Source organism: Streptomyces spinoverrucosus (assembly GCF_006539505.1).
Taxonomy (GTDB): Bacteria; Actinomycetota; Actinomycetes; order Streptomycetales; family Streptomycetaceae; genus Streptomyces; species Streptomyces spinoverrucosus.
This window is the reverse complement of the sequence record NZ_BJND01000019.1, coordinates 180,573-199,984: the sequence shown is the minus strand read 5'-3', so window position 1 is coordinate 199,984 and position 19,412 is coordinate 180,573. Positions and strand designations below refer to the sequence as shown.

The following is a 19,412-nucleotide window of genomic DNA, read 5'->3' as shown; positions in this document are numbered from 1 at the left end:
GCTTGGCTCGTCCCACGCGCGAGCAGCCGGTCACGCTCGCGGACCGACAGAGCACGAGCCGTCCACGACCTGTGCCACGGCGACTGCCGACGGCGTTGCCGTCCTCGTTCACCGCGACCGACGTACCGATCGGCAGAGGGGCGCTGCCGTGCACGTCGACGACGGTTGCCAGGGCGAAGGGGCGTGCCTTGCGGCACCAGCGGTGCGAGGTGTCCGCGATGTTCAGCATGGCGGTCCTCCACGGCTGGACCAGTGTATGGCGGCGGCCTCGACCAACTCCACCAGGAGCGACTGACCGACGTCTTCGGGGCCCTGGCGCGCGAGGCGAGGCAGGCGGCCCTCCCCGGGACGCCGTGATGCCCTGAGTGAGCCCCGGTTGCGTGATGGATGGGCCGGGGCTACTGGTCGCGGGTGCGGCGGCCGTTGTACTGCTGGTCGGAGACCGGCTCGGCCCACGTGGTCTCGGGGGTGCCGTCGCCTGTGCCCTCCCACAGGGCGATGTGTTCCATGAACCGGTCGGGGGCGGCGCCGTGCCAGTGTTCCTCGTTCGGCGGGCAGGCCACGGTCTCCCCGGGGTGGGCCTCGAAGACGGTGCCGTCCCGGGTGCCGATCAGGGCGATGCCGGAAACGACGTGCAGGGTCTGGCCCAGGGTGTGGGAGTGCCAGTTGGTGCGGGCACCAGGCGAGAAGCGGACCAGGTTGGCGCGCATCCTCGACGGCTCCTGGCCGGCCACGATGACGTCCCACCACACGTCGCCGGTGAACCAGTCCGCCGGGGCCTTGCTGCTGGGCTGCTGCTTGATGAATTCCATGATGTCTCTCAGCTCTCCTTCCTGCGTGGGCTGTCTTCAGCGGGCGACGTAGCCACCGTCCACGGGGAGGGCGACACCGACGACGAAACTCGCTCCGGGGCTGCACAGCCACAGGACCGCCTGGGCGATCTCCTCGGCGGTGCCGAGCCGGTTGATGGGCTGGTTGGCCTCGGCCTCGGCGCGGTCGAGTTCTCCCTTGGCGATCATGTCGCTGACCATGGGGGTGTCGATGGTGCCCGGGCAGACGGCGTTGATGCGGATGCCTCGGGGGGCGTATTCGAGTGCCGCGCTGCTCGTCAGGCCGATGACTCCGTGCTTGGAGGCGTGGTACGAGGCGCGACCGGGCAGGCCGACCAGGCCGCCCAGGGAGGAGCAGTTGACGATCGCGCCGCTGCCCTGGGCACGCATGTGTCGCAGCTCGTGCTTCATGCAGGCCCACACGCCGCGCAGGTTGACGGCGTTGACACGGTCGAACCGCTCGGCGGGCTCGTCGGCGGCGTCGCTGGGCGGGATCTGGATGCCGGCGTTGTTGTAGGCCATGTCGAGGCGGCCGAAGGTCTCGACCGTACGGTCGACGGCGGCGGCGACCTGGTCCTCGTCGCCGACGTCGCAGGTGAGGGCGAGGGCTTGGTGGCCGGCGTCGGTGAGTTCCTTCGCGGCAGCGTTCAGGGCCGCTTCGTCGATATCGGTGAGGGCGACGGCGGCTCCGGACCAGGCGAACGCGCGGGCGGTCGCCAGGCCCATACCGGCGCCGGCGCCGGTGACGAGGGCGACCTGGCCGTTGAAGTCGTATGTGGGATTCACGTGGTGTTATCCCTTCAGCTGGGGAGATGTGGCGGCACGACTGATGTCAGGGGTGCCTGGATGAACCGCGGCGGCACGACGCCTTGCCGCGACGCCGTCAGACGGTTTGTCCGCCGTCGACGACCATGGCGTGGCCGGTGGCGAAGGAGGCGGCGTCCGAGCAGAGCCAGAGGACGGCGGCTGCGATCTCTTCCGGTGTGCCCAGGCGTCCGATCGGCTCGTCCGCGACCAGGGCGTCCCGCCCTCCGGGTGTGCTTTCGGCGAAGCGCTCGATCATCTCGGTGTCGATGATGCCGGGGCAGACCGCGTTGACGCGGACGTTGGACGCCGCGTAGTCGAGGGCGGTGGAGCGGGTCAGGCCGATGACGCCGTGCTTGGCGGCGGCGTAGGCCGCCTGTCCCTTGAAGCCTTGCCGCCGGCGCCTGACGAGGCGTTGACGATCGCGCCGCCCCCCCCGGCTGGAGCATCAGGGGATCTGGTGCTTCATGCACAGGAACATTCCGGTCAGGCTGACGCCGACCACACGGTCCCACTCGTCCTTCGTGATGTCCGCGGCCGATTTGACCGGCTGCTCGACGCCGGCGTTGTTGAAGGCGACGTCCAGTCGTCCGAACGCCTGGACGGTGTCGTCCAGCGCGGACCGCACATCGTCTTCGCTGGTGACGTCGCAAGCGAGGGCCAGGGCCTGTCCGCCCACTTCCTCGATGAGCCGTGCGGTCTTTGGAGGCCGTCCGCGGACAGGTCGGCGAGGGCGACGCGGGCACCTGCCCGGGCGAAGGCGCCGGCAGTCACGCGGCCGATGCCGGAGCCGGCTCCGGTCACGAAGGCCGCCTTCCCGGTGAAGCCCGTGCTGCTCACAGTCATGTGCGGAGTCCTCTCGCTTGCCGGTACGTCGTCGGCAGTACGCGGATCAGGCTTGAGTCAGTGCTGCGACGGCACCTGCGCGGGTTCGTCGCGTCGCCGTTGCGCGGGAGCGCTGCTCCGGGCCACGATCCGGCCCTTGTGGTACGGGCCGTGGACGGCGAGGGCGATCAGGGGCAGCAGCGTGAGGACGGCGATGACGGTGCCGACCAGGGGCGGGCCGGTCAGGCCGAGGGAGGAGTCCAGGGCCGTACCCGCGATCGCCGAACCGGCGGCGATGCCGGTGTTGAAGGCGGAGGTCGTCAGCGCCGAGGTGAGGGTGGGCGCGTCACCCGCGAAGCGCATGGCGAGGGCGGTGACGACCGGGTTGACCGTGAAGCCGGTCAGGCCCATGAGGAAGACAAGGAGGGTCGCTGTCACCGGATTGCCGGACAGCGGGATCATCAGGAACAGGACCAGAGCCGTAGCCGCGGCGGCCGTGATGGTGGTGACCATCGGACGCCGGTCGCCCAGGCGGCCACCCGTGGTGGTGCCGCCCAGGGCGCCGACGCCGAAGGCGATGAGGACGAGCGGTACGGCGCCTGCGGGGACGCCCGCGCGGTCGGTCAGCAGCGGCGTGACATAGGTGTACGTCGCCAGGACACCGCCCATGATCAGCATCGCGGCGCCGAGCGCCAGCCACAGCCGGCCCTGGCGCAGAGCCCCGACCTCGGCCCGGACGGACACCTCGACTCGCTGCTCCCGGACCGGGATGAAGCGGCCGATGAACACGGCGGCGAGCCCGGAGAGGACGGCCAGGGCCCAGAAGGGGCCGCGCCAGCCGGTGAACTGGCCGGCGAACGAGCCGATCGGCACGCCGACGACGTTGGCCAGGGTCAGCCCTCCGATCATGACGCCCGTGGCGCGGGTGGCGTTGTGCGGGCCTGCGGCGGTGGTGGCGACGACGAAGCCGACGGACCAGAACGCTCCGGTGGCCAGGGCCGTGACGACGCGGGCCGCGAGGACGATCGTGAAGGACGTGCTGAGGGCGGCGACGAGATGTCCGAGGCAGAACACGGACAGGGCCAGGATCAGCGTCCGGCGCTGAGGCAGGCGCAGGGTCGCCATGGCCATGGTGGGCGCGCCGACGATCATGCCGATGGCGAAGGCGGTGATCAGCAGGCCGGCGTGGGAGACGCTGACGCCCAGGTCACCGGCCAGCTCCGGCAGCAGGCCGGCGACGACGAACTCGGTGGTCCCCATCAGGAAGGTGCCGGCGGCGAGCACCCAGACGACGAAGGGGAGCTTGCCGGGGGTCGTCCCGGACGCGGAAGGCATACGTGTGGTCTTTCCTTGCGTGGAAAACGGGGGATCATGGTGGCGGCTGAAGCCGTCGCGGCGGACAGTGGACGGCGCGGCACGTCTTCGACGGTTCCATGCAGCGAACCGGACGAAAAGGGGAGGATCTCCTCCCCCCTTCATGTACGGGCGAGCGGTGGGGCGAGTCAGGGCGCGGCTTCGATGGTGATCTCGTCGGCGGTGGCGAGCTGCTCGGCGCCGCCGTCGGCCATGTGCCCGAGGATGACCAGGCCGGTCGCGTACGGGGCGTCGCGGTAGTAGGTGGCGAGCTGGTTCCAGGGGGCGTAGTACGCCAGGTCACCGACCTCGGGATCGGCGCCTTCCGGGGCGCCGGAGGTGGACAGCTTCCGGGGCAGATCGGCGATCTTCTCGGCCTGGTTGAGGTCGCGCAGGGAGAGGGTCAGGGGGAGCTGGGCGGCGAAGTCGCGGGCCGTGGGGCTGTCGTTCAGGGTGGCGGCGATGTGGTGGCCGTCGAGGGTGAGCCGGATGTTCATCGCGGTTGTCCTGCCGGTCGGTGTGGTGGCTGCCGGGGCCGTCGAAGCCTGCGGCGACGCGGGCTCGGAGGCGGAGGAGGCGGAGGAGGGCGGGGAATCGTCGGCGCAGGCGGTCATGACCAGCAGCAGGGCGGCGGCCGGGACCACGCGGGCGAGAGCGCGGAGGGGGGCGGGGTTCACGGGGTCGTCCTGTGGCTAGTCGGGCAGAGGCTCGGAGTAGTGGCGGAAGCCGTCCCGCTTGGTGTGGATGTCGTACAGGCGCTGGGCCAGGACGTCGGGGCTGCTGTGCTCGACGTCGGGCCTGATGGCTCCCGGGATGATCAGCTGGGCGGCGTGGATGTTCGCCGGGGCGAGCGTGTCGTGGAGCATGCGGGCGTAGGCGCTCTCGGCGGCGAAGGCGATCGAGGTGCCGGCGACCTTCGGGTTGGGACGTACGGCGCTGGAGCCGTTGACGAACAGCAGGGTGCCGCGGCCGAGTTCACGCATGCCGGGCAGGACGACGTTCACCGCGGTGACGGGGCCCTTGACGGAGAAGGCGAGCGGGGCGTCGAGGTCGTCGGCGCTCGTGTCGAGGACCGGCTTCATGAAGTGGGCCTGGGGCACGGGGCTGTACTGGAGGATCTCGATGGGCCCCAGGTCGGCCGCGGTTGCGTACAGGGCCGCGGTCAGGGACTCGATGTCGAGGACGTCGGCCGTGTAGCCGCGCGCCTGGATGCCGTCACGGGCGAGGTCGGCCGTCAGGCCGTCCAGCTTCTCGGCGTCGCGGGCGATGAGGGCGACGGTGTGGCCGGCGGCTCCGAAGCGGCGGGCGGTGGCAAGCCCGAGACCGGGGCCGGCGCCGACGAGGGCGAAGGTCGTCATGGTCAGTCCTTGTGTGAGCGGGAGTGGTTGCCGGTCCTGTGGCCGCACCTCCTCGGTGCGGCCCCGGGTGTGGACGCGTCTGCGCTCAGGGCTTGAGCAGGGCCTTGACGGCGCGGCGCTCGTCCATCGCCCGGTAACCCTCGGCGACCTGGTCCAGGGGCAGGCTGAGGTCGAAGACCTTGCCCGGGTTGATGCGGCCGGTCAGCACGCGGTCGATCAGGTCGGGCAGGTAGCGGCGTACGGGGGCGGGGCCGCCGCGCAGGCCGACGTGGGAGAAGAACAGTTCCTCGCCGTCGATGGCCACCTCGTGCGGGACGCCGACGAAGCCGACGTTGCCGCCGGGGCGGGCGGAGTGCAGGGCCTGCCGCATCGAATCCGCGGTGCCGACGCACTCCAGCACGCTGTCGGCGCCGATGCCGCCGGTGAGGTCCTTGACGCGGGCGATGCCTTCGTCGCCGCGCTCGGCCACGATGTCGGTGGCGCCGAACTCCAGGGCGAGCTTCTGGCGGGACGCGTGCCGGGACATGGCGATGATCCGCTCCGCACCCAGTTCCTTAGCGGCGATGACACCGCACAGGCCGACCGCACCGTCACCGACCACTACGGCCGTCGAGCCGGGCTTCACCTCGGCGGCGAGGGCGGCGTACCAGCCGGTGCCCATCACATCGGACACGGCGAGCAGGCTGGGCACCATCTCGGCGTCCGGGTGCTCGTCCGTGGCGACCAGGGTGCCGTGGGCGTTGGGGATGCGCACGTAGTCGGCCTGGCAGGTACTCATGAACTCGCGGTTCAGACAGGAGGACTGCCAGCCGTTCAGGCAGTTCACGCAGGTGTTGTCCGAGGTGGCGAAGGAACCGACCACGAACTGGCCCGGCCTGACGTTGGCGACCTCGCTGCCCACCTCCTCGACGATGCCGACGTACTCGTGCCCCATCGGGTGCGGGTCGCCGACCGGCTCGAGACCGCGATACGGCCACAGGTCCGAGCCACACACACAGGTGGCGACCGTACGGATCACCGCGTCGGTCGGCTCCATGACCTTCGGGTCGTCGAGGTTCTCGAAGCGCACGTCGCCGGGGGCGTGGATGACTGCTCCGCGCATGGGGTGCTTCCTTCAGTGCGGGGGTCTGTGGACCGCAGCCGTGGTGAGGAATGCGACTGCTCACGGTCGAGCCTCACACGCGAGGGCAGGCGCGAAAAGCGGAGGGAACTATCCCGGGAGGGACACATCCGGGGAGGAAATTCTCCCCCCTTGCGCAGGTGCGATCGATGTCATGCTGGGAAGCATGACCGCCAACGTTCCCCTCAATGAGCTGGGAGAATTCCTCAAGAAGCGCCGCGCCGAGCTGAGCCCACGCACGGTCGGACTGCCCGAGACCGACAGGCCCCGCCGGGTGGAGGGGCTGCGCCGCGAGGAGGTCGCCCAGCTCGCCAGCATCAGCACCGACTACTACACCCGCCTGGAACAAGGCCGTATGCAGGCATCGGCGCCCGTGCTGGACGTTCTCGCCCGGGTCCTCCATCTGGACGACGACGAGCGGGGCTACCTCTTCCAGCTCGCGGGAAAGACCACCACCCGCACCCGGCGCCGCGGCCGACAGAAGGTCCAGCCACAGTTGCAGCGGGTCCTGGACGACCTCACCGCCACTCCGGCCATCGTGCAGGGCCGGCGCGGGGACATTCTTGCCTGGAACGCGCTGGCCGCCGCCCTGGTCACCGACTTCTCCCGTATTCCGGAGAAGCACCGCAACTACCCACGGCTCATCTTCACCGATCCGGCGATGCGCAGCCTGTACGCGGACTGGGAAGGCTCGGCACAGATCGCCGTCGCGCAGGTGCGGATGGAGGCGGCGAAGTATCCCGAGGACCCCCGTCTGATCGAGCTGGTCGGTGAACTGTCCACGCGTGACAAGCAGTTCGCCAAGTGGTGGGGCGACCACAAGGTCGCCGCCCGCACCGTGGGCACGAAGACCCTCAACCATCCAGTCGTCGGCGAACTCGTCCTGGACTGGGACACTCTCACCGCCAACACCGACCCCGACCAGCACCTCACCGTCTGGACCGCCGCGCCCGGCTCCCCCACCCACGAACGGCTGCGCATCCTGGCCTCCTGGGCCGCCGACCAGCACCTGCCGGCCTCCTCCCCCGTCAGCTGACCGCGCCGGGCCGCCGCCATGAAGGCGGCTGGAAGAGTTATTCCGAACGCTGACGGTGCTGTCCTGTGAGCGCTGACATCCCGCGACCACGCGGCTACCCGAAGCCCGGCCCCGCGCGACAGGCAGGTTCCTGGCACGCCTTAAGGAGACGGCTCCACCCTCAGATCACGAGCCGCTGCACGTCCATCAGGCCGCGCTCTCCCGTGCGGTGTTCCGCCGGCAGGATGTACGTGCGCAGACCGCAGGCGGCCGCGCCGCCGTCGCGGACCGGGTTGTCGCCGACCATGAGGGTGGCGCGGGGGTCCGCGCCGAGATCGGCGCAGGCTTTGAGAAACAGCTGCGGGTCGGGCTTTTCGCGGCCCTGCTCGTAGGAGATGACGCAGGTGTCGATCAAGGCGTCCAGCCCGTGGTGGGCGAGGTGGGTGCGCAGGTCCCAGGCGAAGTCACTGACGATGCCGACGCGCAGTCCGCGCTGGTGCAGGGCACGCAGGACCGGTGCGGTGTCGGGATAGGGAACCCAGGCGTCCGGAGCGGTGAGCTCCCGGTAGGCCGCCTCCTCCGCGCCGCGCAGGAAGTCCACCTGCTCCCACCATCCCCACATGGCGCGGCGGTGCTGTGCGGAAGAGAGATCACGGCCTTCCTGGAGGGATGCGACGGAGGGCAGCCGGAAGGCGGCGCGCAACTGGTCGGAGATTTCGGCCACTGCGCCGGGCTCGTCCAGCACGGCGAGGCGGCCGGCGGCGGAGCCGACCCGCCGCAGCCACGTCTCCAGGTCGATCATCTGGAAGAGCGTGTTGCTGAAGTCGAACAGGACGGCCTTGACCGGGGGCACCGGCGCGGCCGTCTCGGCGTCGCTGGGGCGGTAGGCGCTCGGGGTTTCGAACAGGGTGCGGGTCACAGGGAAGGCTCTTCGGGTTCGACCGTCTCGACGGGGACTCCGAGGTCGCGTATGGCCGCGAGTTCCGCGTCGGGGGTGGCGGTGTCGGTGATGACTGTGTGGTAGTCGGCAACGGTGCCGTACGCGTACGTGGCGGTCTTGCCGAACTTCGAGTGGTCCACCAGGAGCAGCGCCTGTTCGGCGGAGGCGAGCATGGCCAGCTTCACCTCGACGTAGTCGTTCAGGGGGTGGAAGAGGCGTCCTTCCAGGACGGCGGTGGCGGACATCAGGACGAGGTCGGCCCGGATTTGGGACAGGGCGCGGGTGACGGTGGAGCCGGTGCAGGAGTTGAAGTCGCCCCGGTAGTGGCCGCCCAGCAGGGTGACGTTCACCGCGGGGGCGGCGGATCCGAGGCGCTGTGCGAGGCCGACCGAGTTGGTGACGACGTGTAGCTGATCCACCTCGGCCAGCGCCGGGACCAGGGGGAACAGTGTGGTCGAGTCCTCCATGAGCACGGTGCTGCCCGGCCTGATCCGGCCGGCGACGGCCGCGCAGATGGCGTTCTTGGCCGCGAGGGCGCTGTTCTCGCGGAAGCGGGTGGCCGTCTCCATGGTGAGGGCGGGGAACGCGACGGCCCGCCCGCGCTCCTTGCGCAGCAGATGTCGCCCGGTGAGGTCGTCCAGGTCCCGGTGCATCGTCATCAGACTGACGTCGAAGTGCCGGGCGAGGTCGTCGATGCGGGTCTCGCCGTGTTCGGCGACGTACCGCAGCACGGCCTGGCGCCGCTCCTCGACGGCCGCCTGGGACAGTCGCGTACGGGCGGTCACGGCGCCCCTCCTTCCCGGTTGCTCCGGTCTCGCAGTTTCCCACACGGGCCGGTGCGGGTCGGGGCCTGTCCGGCTCGCGGGCCTCGGGCCGCCCGTGCGGCGGCGGCTGCTGCGTACGACGTGCGTGTCCGCGTCCATGTCGGCGTCCCTGCCTGCGCGGCCGTGGGCTACGGTCGGTCCACCGTGACCAGCACCTTGACCTGCTCTGGGTCGACGGAAGCGGCGAACGCCTTGGCGGCGTCCTCCAACGGGTAGGTGGCGGTGACGATCTCGGCGGTGTCGATGGCGCCGGACGAGATCAGGGACATCGCGGTGCGGTAGTCGTCGCCGGTGTACATCAGGGTGCCCTCGATGCGGATCTCCCGGTCCTGGATCAGGTCGAGGCGGACGGGGGTGGTCCCTGCGGCGCCGACGCCGACGACGATGATCGTGCCGCCCTTGGTGACCAGGTCGGTGGCCTGGGCGATGGACTGTTCGCGTGCCACGCAGTCGAAGACCACGTCGGCCGGTCCACCGAGCGCCGCGTGGGCCTGGTCGGCGAGGTCGGTGGCGTCGGCGGGCAGGGCCGTGTCGGCTCCGAGACGCAGGGCGCGGTCCCTCTTGTCCGGCAGCAGGTCGGTGACGGCGATCCTCGCGGCGCCGGCGTGCCGGGCGGCGGCGAGGACGAGCAGACCGATGGGCCCGGCGCCGAGCACGACGACCGTGCGTCCGGTGAGGTCACCTGCCTTCGCCACGGCGTGCACCGGGGTGGCCAGGGGCTCGACGAGGGCGGCCTCGATGTCGGTCATGCCGTCGGGAACGCGGTGGACGCGGTCGGCCGGGATGGTGAACAGGTCGGCCATGGCGCCGGGCGTCTGGCAGCCGAACACCTTCAACTCCCGGCAGATGTTGTAGCGGCCGGAGCGGCACTGGGGGCACCGGCCGCAGTACAGGTTGGGCTCGATGATCACCCGGTCTCCGGGCGCGAAGTCCTCGGCTCCCTTCCCTGCCGCGGCGACGACACCGACCGCCTCGTGGCCGGGGCGGTAGGGCAGGTCGATGAAGGGGTGGTGGCCGGCCGCCGCATGGGTGTCGGAGCCGCACACGCCGACGACGGTGGTGCGTACCAGGAGTTCGTCGTCTCCGGGTACGGGGGCGGGCACCTCCTCGAGGGTGATGTCGTCGAGGGAGCGGACGAGAACGCGGCGGATCTGCTCGGTCATGTGGGGATTCCGTTCGGTTCGGGCGTTCACGCGGTGGCGAGGCCGGGCTGGATCTGGATCTTGCGCCCGATGCCTGCCTGGAAGCGGGCGACTGCGTCCGGGAACGCCGCCAGGGGAAAGCGGTCACTGATGAAGACGCGCGGGTCGATGACACCGGTGGCGAAGAGGTCCGCGGCGCGTTCGAAGCTGTGCAGGACGGCCATGGAGCCGGTGATCGTGATCTCCTGGTTGTAGATCCTGTACGGCGCGATGGTGGCCCGGGCGGCGTAGTCGGCGACCCCGAACTGCAGGTACGTGCCCCCTTTGCCCACCCGGCCGAGGGCGTCCTGAATGGCTTTCGCGTTGCCGGTGGCGTCGACGACCAGATCCCATCCGTAGGGCGGCCGGTCGAGCTCGTCGGCGGACGCGGCACCGGCGGAGCAGCCCAACTGCCGTGCCGTGGCCAGGCGTTCGGCGTTGATGTCGACGACGTCGACGCTCGCCGCGCCGGTGGCCTTGGCGAGCTGGAGCATCATCAGGCCCATGGTTCCGGCGCCGTAGACGAGCACGCGGGAGGCGAGGCGGCTACGCAGGACGTCGTAGCCGCGCACCGCGCAGGACAGCGGCTCGATCAGCGCCGCGTCCTGGGCGTCCACGTGGTCGGGCAGTCGTACGCAGTTGGCGACGGGCGCCACGGCGTACTCGGCGGCGGCGCCCGGGTGGGTGACGCCGATGGCAGCCCAGCGTTCGCAGAGGTTGTTGTGGCCGAGGCGGCAGTAGTGGCACTCGAAGCAGTACAGCGACGGGTCCACGGCGACCTGGTCGCCGAGCGCGAGTTCGGTGACCTCGCTACCGAGGGCCACGACCTCCCCGGCGAACTCGTGGCCGGGGGTGATGGGCAGCTGCGGGGCGAACTCCCCCTGGAGGATGTGCAGATCTGTGCCGCACAGCCCGGTGGCCGCGACCTCGACGACGACCTCGCGGGGGCCGGGAGCGGGGTCCTCGACAGTGGCGAGTTCGACGCTGCCGGGCTGGGTGATGACGGCCGCCCTCACTTCACCGCTCCCAGAGAGAGGCCGCGGACGAGCTTGTCCTGGGCGGCGAAACCGGCGATGAGGACGGGCAGCGAGACCAGGGTGGCCGCCGCGCACAACCGGGCCAGGAACAGGCCCTCGTTGGTGATGAAGCCGACCAGGAAGACCGGCGCGGTGGATGCCTGCGTCGCGGTGAGGTTCACGGCGAACATGAACTCGTTCCAGCTGAAGATGAAGCAGATCAGCGAGGTGGCGGCGAGTCCGGGCATGGCGACCGGCGCGACCACCCGCCACAGCACGGTGAGCAGGCCCGCGCCGTCGACCTCGGCCGCCTCCAGGATCTCCTTGGGGACCTCGGCGAGGAAGGAACGCATCATCCACACCGCGATCGGCAGGTTCATGGCGGTGTAGAGGACGACCAGCGTCCACACGTTGTCCAGCATCCCGGCGTCCTTGACGATCAGGTACACCGGCAGGAGGGCGGCGATGGCGGGGAGGAACTTGGTGGACAGGAAGAAGAACATCACGTCGGTCCACTTCTCGACCGGCTTGATGGACAGCGCGTAGGCCGCCGGCACCGCCAGGGCGAGCACCAGCAGCGTCGAAAGAACACTGGCCATGACCGAGTTGAGAAGGAACGGGGTGATGTCCCGGCTGAACAGCAGCTCGTACTGGTCGAAGGTGAGCGGCGCGAACGGGGTCGGCGGGTTGGTCGCCGCGTCCGCCTCCTGGTGGAAGGAGGTGAGCACCATCCAGGCCACGGGCGCGAAGAACGCCAGCGTCGCGAGCCAGGCGACGAACGTCCACAGCGGCGACAGCTTGGGCGCACCGCCATGGTCGTCCTTACGGCGAAGCAGCTTCTTGAACCTCGCCCCGGGCGCGGCGACTGCTGCATGGGTCATCGGGAAACCTCCTCGCGGAACAGCGACGCGATGGTGCGCAGCGCGAAGGTCGCGATGACGAACGCGCCGAGGACGACGACGACACCGGCGGCGGCTGCCTCGCCGTACTCGTACTTGCGGAACATGGTCAGGTAGATCTCGTAGGGCAGGTTGGTGGTCTGGGAGCCGGGGCCGCCCTGGGTGATGGTGAAGACCGCGTCGAAGGTCTGCACGACGTAGATCGTGCCGAGCAGGACGCCCAGCTCGATGTACTGGCGCAGGTGCGGCAGCGTGATGTGGCGGAAGGTCTGCAGCGCGGAGGCGCCGTCCATGCGGGCCGCCTCCAGGACGTCACCGGGCTGCGCCTGCAGGCCGGCCAGGAGGATCAGCATCATGAACGGGGTCCACTGCCAGACCAGCGACACCACGACGGCGGGCATCGGGTAGGAGGAGATCCAGTCGACCGTGGGGCCGTTGTCCGCTCCGAAGAACCTGTATACGGCGTTGAGGGTGCCGTTGAGCAGTCCGTAGTCGGGGTTGTAGATGGCGTGCTTCCACAGCAGCGCCGCCGCGACCGGCATGACCAGGAACGGTGCGATGAGCAGCGTGCGCGCCAGCCCGCGGCCGGCGAAACGGCGGTCGAGGAGCATCGCCAGACCGAGTCCGAGGATCACACTGATGATCACCACAGACGCGGTGAGCACGACCGTGTTGAGCACGGCCGTGCGCAGCCGCTCGTCGGTGAAGACGAACGAGAAGTTGGACAGACCGACGAAGTGCCGGTCGCCCGGCCTGAGGATGTTCCACTGGAAGGTGGAGATGATCAACGTGGCCACGAAGGGCAACTGCGTGACGACGATGGTGAAAATCAGCGCGGGCAGCAGCGGGATACGGCGCTTCCACTTGGCGGCCGCGCCCGAGGACTTCCGGGTACGGAAGGGTGGGGGTGCTGTCTTGGGGGGTGCGGTGAGCGTGGTCATGAATGGTTCCTCTGCCGGTGAAGGCCGGGGTCGGGGAAGCGGCGCCGGCCGACTCACGGGCCGGCCGGGCGCTGAAGGTCACTTCTGGTAGTTCTTGGCGACTTCCTCGGCCAGCTTCTGGCCGTCGTCGAGCGCCTTGTCCACGCTGGTCTTGCCGGCGATGGCGGCGGAGATCTCCTGGGTCACCTTGGTGCCCAGGTCCTGGAACTCGGGGATGGCCACGTACTGGATGCCCACGGTCGGCCGGGGCTGGACGCCCGGGTTGGCCGGGTCGGCGCCCTCGATGGACTTCAGGGTCATGTCACCGAAGGAGGCGGCGGCCTTCTTGTACTCCGGGATCTCGTACGTGCTGGCCCGCTTGCCGGCCGGGACACGCGCCCAGCCGAGCTTCTCGCCGACGAGGTTCTCGTACTTCTTGCTGGAGGCCCACAGCATGAACTGCGATGCGGCGTCCGCGTTCTTCGTGGTCTTCGGCATGGCCCACGACCAGGCCCACAGCCAGCCGCTGCTGTCCGTCTTGACGGTCGGTGCGTAGGCGTAGCCGACGTTGCCGGCGATCTTGCTGGAGGCGGGGTCCTCCAGCGACCCGGCCGCGCTGGTCGCGTCGTACCACATCGCGACCTTCTTCTGGCTCAGCGCGTTCAGGCACTCGGTGAACCCGGCCTGCGGGGCGCCGGCCTCACCGTGCTCGCGGACCAGGTCGACGTAGAACTTCGTGGCCTCCTTGAAGCCGCCGCTGTTGACCTGCGCCTTCCAGTCCTTGGTGAACCAGGTGCCGCCGAAGGTATTGACCATGGACGTCAGCGGAGCACCCAGCTCGCCCCAGCCGGCCAGACCGCGCAGGCAGATGCCCTTCATGCCGGGCTCGGCGCCGTCGACCTCGGCCGCGATGTCGGCGATCTGCTGCCAGGTCGGCCGTTCGGGCACCGTGATGCCCTTCGCCTTCATGACGTCCTTGTTGTACATGAGCATCGAGGACTCGCCGTAGAACGGCAGGGCGTAGAGCTTGCCGTCCGAGCCGGTGAGCGACTGGACCATCGGCTTGAGCAGATCGGCCTTGTCGAAGCTCTTGTCCTTGTCGGCGTACGAGCCCAAGTCGTGCAGCCAGCCGTTCTTCTCCCAGATGGGCACCTCGTAGGCGCCGATGGTGGCGACGTCGTACTGGCCGGCCTGGGTGGCGATGTCCTGGGTGACTTTGTCGCGCAGCTCGTTCTCGGGAAGGATCGTGAAGTTGACCTTGATCCCGGTGTCCTTGGTGAAGTTGTCCTTGGTGAGCTTCGCAATGTCCTCCATCTGCGGGTTGCCGACCATCAGGACGTTGATGCTCTTCCCTCCGCCCGAGGACCCGCCCGCTCCGGCTCCGGAACAGGCGGTGGCGAGCAGGGCGGTGGCGGCGGCGCCGGCTATGAGGGCGTATCTGGTCGATGCCATGTGACGGGGGGCCTCTCGTGCTGGTTCGCCCGGACCTCGACTGAGGCGCGGCGGGTCGAGCAGGGGTGTGGATGCGTCCTTGGGGAGTCGGGCGCGTTTCGATGGCCGAATTATTAGCAGGAGACTGCGCCGTTGTTAACACATCTTGCGAGAAAATCTCTGCCGACTTATCGTCAAGCGGCCTCTGGGGGGCTACGGGTGTCCACCGAACAGCCCAGCCCAGCCCTCGACCTTGCCGCCGCCGTCCACGAGGAACCCACATGAGCGCCGGACCGGAACCCGCTGATCAGGAACCCGCAGACCAGCCTGCCGTCGTCGTCGCCGGAGACGCGCTGGTGGACCTCACCCCCGCCCGCACGGCGGATGGTGCCGCGGCCTTCCAGCCGCGCCCGGGCGGCTCCTGCCTCAACGTCGCCGCCGGTCTCGGCCGACTCCGAGTCCCCACGGCACTGCTCGCGCGCATCTCCGACGACCACTTCGGCGATCTCCTGCGCGCGCACCTCGCGGCATCCGGCACCCGGCTCACCCATGCGCTGCCCGCGTCCGACCCCACCACTCTCGCCGCCGTGCAGCTGCGCGAGGACGGGTCGGCCGCCTACTTCTTCTACGCGAACGGCACCGCCGACCGCGGCCTGCGCCCCGAACTCCTCGCTGCTCTTTCCCGGACGGCGGCGCGCTGCCCGCGGGGACGGCTCTGCACCTCGGGTCGCTGGATCTGCTGCTCGAAACCCTGGCCTCCACGCTCGACGGACTGACGCGCCGGGAGGCGGGCCGGCGGCTGGTATCCCTCGACCCGAACGTGCGGCCGGGCCTGGTCACCGACCGCGCCGCCTGTCTCCGGCGGTTCGCCGAGTAGGTCGCGTTCGCCGACGCGGTGAAGGCGAGCGACGAGGACCTGGCCCGGCTCCACCCGCATGAGCCGTACGAGGCGGTGGCCGAACGCCGGCTCGCGTCCGGGCGGGACTCGTCCTGATCACGTTCGGCTCCCGGGGCGCCTGGGCCGCCGGTCGCGACGCCGATGTGCATGTGCCCGCTCCGGTGGTCGAGGTCGTCGACACGGTGGGAGCGGGCGACGCCTTCACCGCCGGGGTACTCGCCCACCTGCACCACGTCGGCCGGCTCAGCCGCGAAGGCGTCGCCGCTCTCGGGGTCGGCGACCTCGCCCGGCTGCTGTCCTACGCCGTGGAGATCGCCGCCGACACCTGCACCCGCGCGGGCGCCCAGCCGCCGTACCACCACGACGACGAGCCGATCCCCGTGTAGCGGCACCGGCCGTGCCTGAGTGCCTGACGATCACTCATGTCGCCGGCTCGTCCGGCACTCACTCCGGAGTCTTGGGCGCGTCCAGGCGAGCCCAGACCGGTCGGAGAGCCTCCAGCGCCTCCCGGTACACCGCATACGCCTCGTCGAGTACGGCGACCCGGTCGGGGCGGGGTTCGTGGCGCCTGAGTACGTCGGGGGTGGCGCGCGGGTCCGTCACGTCGTCGAGCAGTCCGACGGCGGTGGCGGCGAGCAGGGCCGCTCCCCGGGCAGCACTCTCCTGCACGTCGGTCACCACGACCGGCCGCCGTAGGGCGTCGGCGAACATCTGGCTCCATACGGCGCTGTGTGCGGCGCCGCCGGTCAGCCGGGCCGCCGCCCCGGCGATCGGCAGCTTCGAGCAGAGCGCGTCGACGTGCCAGCGGTGGTTGAGGACCACGCCTTCCATCAGGGCCCGCAGCAGGTGGCCGCGGCCGTGCCAGCCGCGCAGGCCGAGGAACGTCCCGGACGCGGGCTGCGGGTGCGGGGAGCCGTAGACGAACGGGTGGAACAGCACCTCCGACGGACCGTCCAGGCATGCCTCGACCTCTCGGCCGATCGCCTCGTGGACGCCGTACCGCTGGTCGGTCGGTGCGCCGGTGACCCGCAGGAACCACTCCAGGTTCGCCACCGACGCGGGCGAGGTGGACATGGTCATCCACTGGCCCGGGCGGACGAAGTGCCGGACCTGCCAGCGCGGATCGACGACCGGGCGCTCGCTGATCACCTGGTTGATGCTGAAGGACCCAGCGATCAGGGACAGTTCGCCCGGCGTCGTGCCGCCGACCCCGAGCGCGGCGGCGTCGACGTCGTGGGCGCCCGTGACAACGGGCGTGCCGGCGGTGAGCCCGGTGAGCGCCGCGGCTTCACGGGTGACGGTTCCGCTCACCGCGTCGCAGGGCAGCACGGGCGGCAGCAGGTCGGCGAGCGCGCCGAGGCCGTACAGGTCCAGCAGCTCCGGCGAGTATCCGCCGCGCCGCATGTCGGTGAACGAGGCACTGGCGTCCGTGGGATCGGTGGCCGCCACACCCGTCAGCCTCAGGCGCAGCCAGTCCTTGCAGGACAACAGCCAACGCGCCCGCTGAAGCACCCCTGGTTCATGGTGGGCGAGCCAGGCCAGCAGGGCGGCCGGGGAACCCGCGAAGGGCACCGTGCCCGACAAATCCAAGGCACGGGACCAGACCGGAGTGCCCCGCCACTCCTCCAGCATTGGTTCGGCGCGTGTGTCCATCGCCACGATCGCAGCGCGCACCGGCCGGCCGAGCTCGTCGACGGCATACAGTCCGTCGCCGTGCCCGGCCACCCCCACCGCGGCGACAGCCCGCCCCGCGTCCGGACCGGCCTCGGCGAGACAGGCGGCGATGGCCTGGTGCGCCGTCCGCCACACCTCGTCCATGTCCCGCTCGACCCAGTGAGGCCGAGGGGTCTTCAGCGGCAGTGTGCCGCTGCCCCGCGCCACCGCTCGGCCGGTGGCGTCGAACAGCACGGCCTTGGTCACGGTGTGTCCCGCGTCGACACCGAGCACCAGTTCACGCGCCACAACTCACACCCACCCCAAGCCGCGGGCTTTGACCGCCGCAGCGCACCGGCCGACGGCCGCGAAGTCGGCGACGAGCCGCGCGGAACGCGGCGCTGCGGTCGCGCCGGAGCCCCTCGGTTCCCGATCAGTCAACGCCGCGCCCCCGTCCGAAGCGCGGGCCGCACACCTCTGCCAGGACCTCGACGTACCGGCAGGGATGCGTCGATCAACAAAGACCAGAACGCACACTGCGGTCTCCTCGCATGCCGAAGCCACGATCCAGTGGGCCGATCGTCCCACGGAGCCGGTCGGCGCGCCCTGACCGGTGCCGGCGCGTACCGGAGTGCCGATTTGCGCTGGTCAGAGCCACGTAGACGGTGTACCACCAGCAGACGCAGCGTAGCCAGCACCAAGTCAGCACGGGAGTCAGCATCCCACCTCCCAAATCGTGCTCGAATAGTGCAACTCGGGCGGCACGCTCGCGGGCTCGATTGAGGCTCTCGCGGCGGCTCCGGCGGCGCCCTCATGGTGGCCGCACGCACCTCCGCGCGCAGAACTATGGTGCCCCACCACATGTGCCACTGACCTGCGGATTCCTACGGTATGGCGGCACGCATACGTCCCCGCCAACCGCTTGGAAGTGGTACCGATGTCCTCCCCCGCGACCGCTCCCCCACCCCCCGCCAGCCTCAAGCGCATCGTCGCCGCCAGCCTCATCGGCACCACCATCGAGTGGTACGACTTCTTCCTCTACGGCTCGGCGGCCGCGCTGGTGTTCAACCAGTTGTTCTTCCCGGATTCCGACCCGCTCGTCGGCACGCTGCTGTCGTTCCTGACGTACGCCGTGGGCTTCGCGGCCCGGCCGCTCGGTGCGCTGGTCTTCGGGCACTACGGCGACCGGCTCGGGCGGAAGAAGCTGCTGGTGCTGAGCCTGTTGCTGATGGGTGGCGCGACCTTCGCGATCGGGCTGCTGCCCACGCACGCGACGATCGGCAGCGCGGCGCCCGTGCTGCTGACCGTGCTGCGGCTCGTACAGGGCTTCGCGCTCGGTGGTGAGTGGGGCGGTGCCGTCCTACTGGTGTCGGAGCACGGCGACGCGCGACGCCGTGGCTTCTGGGCGTCGTGGCCGCAGACCGGGGCGCCCGCGGGGCAACTCCTCGCGACCGGCGTGCTGTCCTTCCTCACCGCCGTCCTGTCCGAGGCCGCCTTCACCGGCTGGGGCTGGCGCATTCCGTTCCTGCTCTCCGGTGTGCTGGTGATCGTCGGACTGTGGATCCGGCTCTCCGTCGACGAATCCCCCGTCTTCCAGCAGGCGCTCGCCCAGGCCGAGGCCCGCAAGGCCGACCGCACGGCACAGGCCGAGAAGATGCCGCTGGTCGCGGTGCTGCGGCACCACTGGCGGGACGTCCTCGTGGCGATGGGCGCCCGGATGGCCGAGAACATCAGCTACTACGTCATCACCGCCTTCATCCTCGTCTACGCCACCACCTCCGCCGGCGTCTCCAAGCAGACCGCCCTCAACGCGGTGCTCATCGCGTCGGCCGTGCACTTCGCGGTCATCCCGCTGTGGGGCGCGCTGTCCGACCGGATCGGCCGCCGTCCCGTCTATCTGATCGGCGCGGTCGGCGTCGGCCTGTGGATGTTCCCGTTCTTCGCGCTCATCGACACCGGCGGCTTCGGCAACCTGCTCCTCGCCGTGACCGTGGGCCTGGTGCTGCACGGGGCGATGTACGCGCCGCAGGCCGCCTTCTTCTCCGAGATGTTCGCGACCCGGATGCGCTACTCCGGCGCCTCCATCGGCGCCCAGTTCGCCTCCGTCGCCGCGGGCGCGCCGGCCCCGCTGATCGCCACCGCCCTGCTGTCCGACTACGGCAGCTCCACGCCGATCGCCCTGTACGTGATCGCCGCGGCGCTCCTCACTATCGTCGCCGTGGCGGCGGCCAAGGAGACCCGCAACCGGGATCTGGCCGACATCGAGCCCTCCGACGCCGAGCCGTCGGCGTCCCGGGCCGCGGACGCGCACACCGTCTGATGCCCGGCCCCGACCCCCGTACGCC

18 protein-coding genes and 2 pseudogenes are annotated in these 19,412 nt (G+C 70.4%); 4 read left to right on the top strand and 16 right to left on the bottom strand.

Annotation, left to right across the window (positions count from 1 at the left end; translation table 11 throughout):
- Window positions 1–73 precede the first annotated feature (73 nt).
- The 8 genes and pseudogenes from SSP24_RS14255 to SSP24_RS14220 all read right to left on the bottom strand — a co-directional run.
- Window positions 74–229: pseudogene (locus SSP24_RS14255) on the bottom strand (XdhC family protein); the annotation flags it as partial.
- A 169-nt stretch (window positions 230–398) separates the two neighbouring features.
- The gene (locus SSP24_RS14250) at window positions 399–812 is read right to left on the bottom strand and encodes a (R)-mandelonitrile lyase (protein WP_141309886.1); all 414 of its coding nucleotides are present in this window, start codon (window positions 810–812) and stop codon (window positions 399–401) included.
- 36 nt (window positions 813–848) lie between these two features.
- Window positions 849–1,616, bottom strand: coding sequence for an SDR family NAD(P)-dependent oxidoreductase (locus SSP24_RS14245; RefSeq protein WP_141309885.1), 768 nt, complete (start codon window positions 1,614–1,616; stop codon window positions 849–851).
- Window positions 1,617–1,713: 97 nt separating this feature from the next.
- Window positions 1,714–2,480: pseudogene (locus SSP24_RS44045) on the bottom strand (SDR family oxidoreductase).
- Window positions 2,481–2,537: 57 nt separating this feature from the next.
- Window positions 2,538–3,794: an MFS transporter gene (locus tag SSP24_RS14235; RefSeq protein ID WP_141309884.1), complete on the bottom strand. Its 1,257-nt coding sequence runs from the start codon at window positions 3,792–3,794 to the stop codon at window positions 2,538–2,540.
- 167 nt (window positions 3,795–3,961) lie between these two features.
- On the bottom strand, window positions 3,962–4,489 hold the full coding sequence (locus SSP24_RS14230) for a cyclophilin-like fold protein (protein WP_229865391.1): 528 nt from the start codon (window positions 4,487–4,489) through the stop codon (window positions 3,962–3,964).
- 15 nt (window positions 4,490–4,504) lie between these two features.
- Complete coding sequence (locus SSP24_RS14225) at window positions 4,505–5,170, bottom strand: SDR family NAD(P)-dependent oxidoreductase (protein ID WP_141309883.1); 666 nt, start codon at window positions 5,168–5,170, stop codon at window positions 4,505–4,507.
- A gap of 85 nt (window positions 5,171–5,255) precedes the next feature.
- Window positions 5,256–6,272, bottom strand: a complete 1,017-nt coding sequence (locus SSP24_RS14220) for a zinc-dependent alcohol dehydrogenase family protein (protein ID WP_141309882.1) — start codon at window positions 6,270–6,272, stop codon at window positions 5,256–5,258.
- A 172-nt stretch (window positions 6,273–6,444) separates the two neighbouring features.
- On the opposite strand from SSP24_RS14220, the gene SSP24_RS14215 reads away from it, so the two are divergent.
- Entirely contained in the window at window positions 6,445–7,326 is an 882-nt protein-coding gene (locus SSP24_RS14215) for a helix-turn-helix domain-containing protein (protein WP_141309881.1), read from the top strand.
- A gap of 160 nt (window positions 7,327–7,486) precedes the next feature.
- On the opposite strand, the gene SSP24_RS14210 is transcribed toward SSP24_RS14215, so the two are convergent.
- The 7 genes from SSP24_RS14210 to SSP24_RS14180 form a co-directional block, all read right to left on the bottom strand.
- Window positions 7,487–8,224: an HAD family hydrolase gene (locus SSP24_RS14210; protein WP_141309880.1), complete on the bottom strand. Its 738-nt coding sequence runs from the start codon at window positions 8,222–8,224 to the stop codon at window positions 7,487–7,489.
- The gene (locus SSP24_RS14205) at window positions 8,221–9,030 is read right to left on the bottom strand and encodes a DeoR/GlpR family DNA-binding transcription regulator (RefSeq protein WP_229865382.1); all 810 of its coding nucleotides are present in this window, start codon (window positions 9,028–9,030) and stop codon (window positions 8,221–8,223) included. The genes SSP24_RS14210 and SSP24_RS14205 overlap by 4 nt, the downstream gene beginning before the upstream one ends.
- A 167-nt stretch (window positions 9,031–9,197) precedes the next feature.
- Window positions 9,198–10,232, bottom strand: a complete 1,035-nt coding sequence (locus tag SSP24_RS14200; protein ID WP_141309878.1) for a zinc-dependent alcohol dehydrogenase — start codon at window positions 10,230–10,232, stop codon at window positions 9,198–9,200.
- A gap of 26 nt (window positions 10,233–10,258) precedes the next feature.
- Window positions 10,259–11,266, bottom strand: coding sequence for a zinc-dependent alcohol dehydrogenase family protein (locus tag SSP24_RS14195; protein WP_141309877.1), 1,008 nt, complete (start codon window positions 11,264–11,266; stop codon window positions 10,259–10,261).
- Window positions 11,263–12,147, bottom strand: a complete 885-nt coding sequence (locus SSP24_RS14190; RefSeq protein WP_141309876.1) for a carbohydrate ABC transporter permease — start codon at window positions 12,145–12,147, stop codon at window positions 11,263–11,265. Before SSP24_RS14190 ends, SSP24_RS14195 begins: the two co-directional genes overlap by 4 nt.
- A complete protein-coding gene (locus SSP24_RS14185; protein WP_141309875.1) occupies window positions 12,144–13,106 on the bottom strand; it encodes a carbohydrate ABC transporter permease in 963 nt (320 codons plus the stop codon). Before SSP24_RS14185 ends, SSP24_RS14190 begins: the two co-directional genes overlap by 4 nt.
- Before the next feature lie 78 nt (window positions 13,107–13,184).
- Window positions 13,185–14,537, bottom strand: coding sequence for an ABC transporter substrate-binding protein (locus SSP24_RS14180; protein ID WP_141309874.1), 1,353 nt, complete (start codon window positions 14,535–14,537; stop codon window positions 13,185–13,187).
- Between the two features lie 260 nt (window positions 14,538–14,797).
- Here SSP24_RS14180 and SSP24_RS14175 point away from each other — a divergent pair, with 260 nt between their 5' ends.
- Complete coding sequence (locus SSP24_RS14175) at window positions 14,798–15,292, top strand: PfkB family carbohydrate kinase (RefSeq protein WP_167529581.1); 495 nt, start codon at window positions 14,798–14,800, stop codon at window positions 15,290–15,292.
- 265 nt (window positions 15,293–15,557) lie between these two features.
- Window positions 15,558–15,800, top strand: coding sequence for a PfkB family carbohydrate kinase (locus SSP24_RS14170; protein WP_229865380.1), 243 nt, complete (start codon window positions 15,558–15,560; stop codon window positions 15,798–15,800).
- A 58-nt stretch (window positions 15,801–15,858) separates the two neighbouring features.
- Here SSP24_RS14170 and SSP24_RS14165 read toward each other — a convergent pair whose 3' ends face one another.
- On the bottom strand, window positions 15,859–17,376 hold the full coding sequence (locus SSP24_RS14165; RefSeq protein ID WP_141309871.1) for an FGGY-family carbohydrate kinase: 1,518 nt from the start codon (window positions 17,374–17,376) through the stop codon (window positions 15,859–15,861).
- Window positions 17,377–18,004: 628 nt separating this feature from the next.
- Between SSP24_RS14165 and SSP24_RS14160 the strand changes: the two genes are divergently transcribed.
- Window positions 18,005–19,387, top strand: a complete 1,383-nt coding sequence (locus tag SSP24_RS14160) for an MFS transporter (protein ID WP_141309870.1) — start codon at window positions 18,005–18,007, stop codon at window positions 19,385–19,387.
- The last annotated feature ends 25 nt before the right edge of the window (window positions 19,388–19,412 follow it).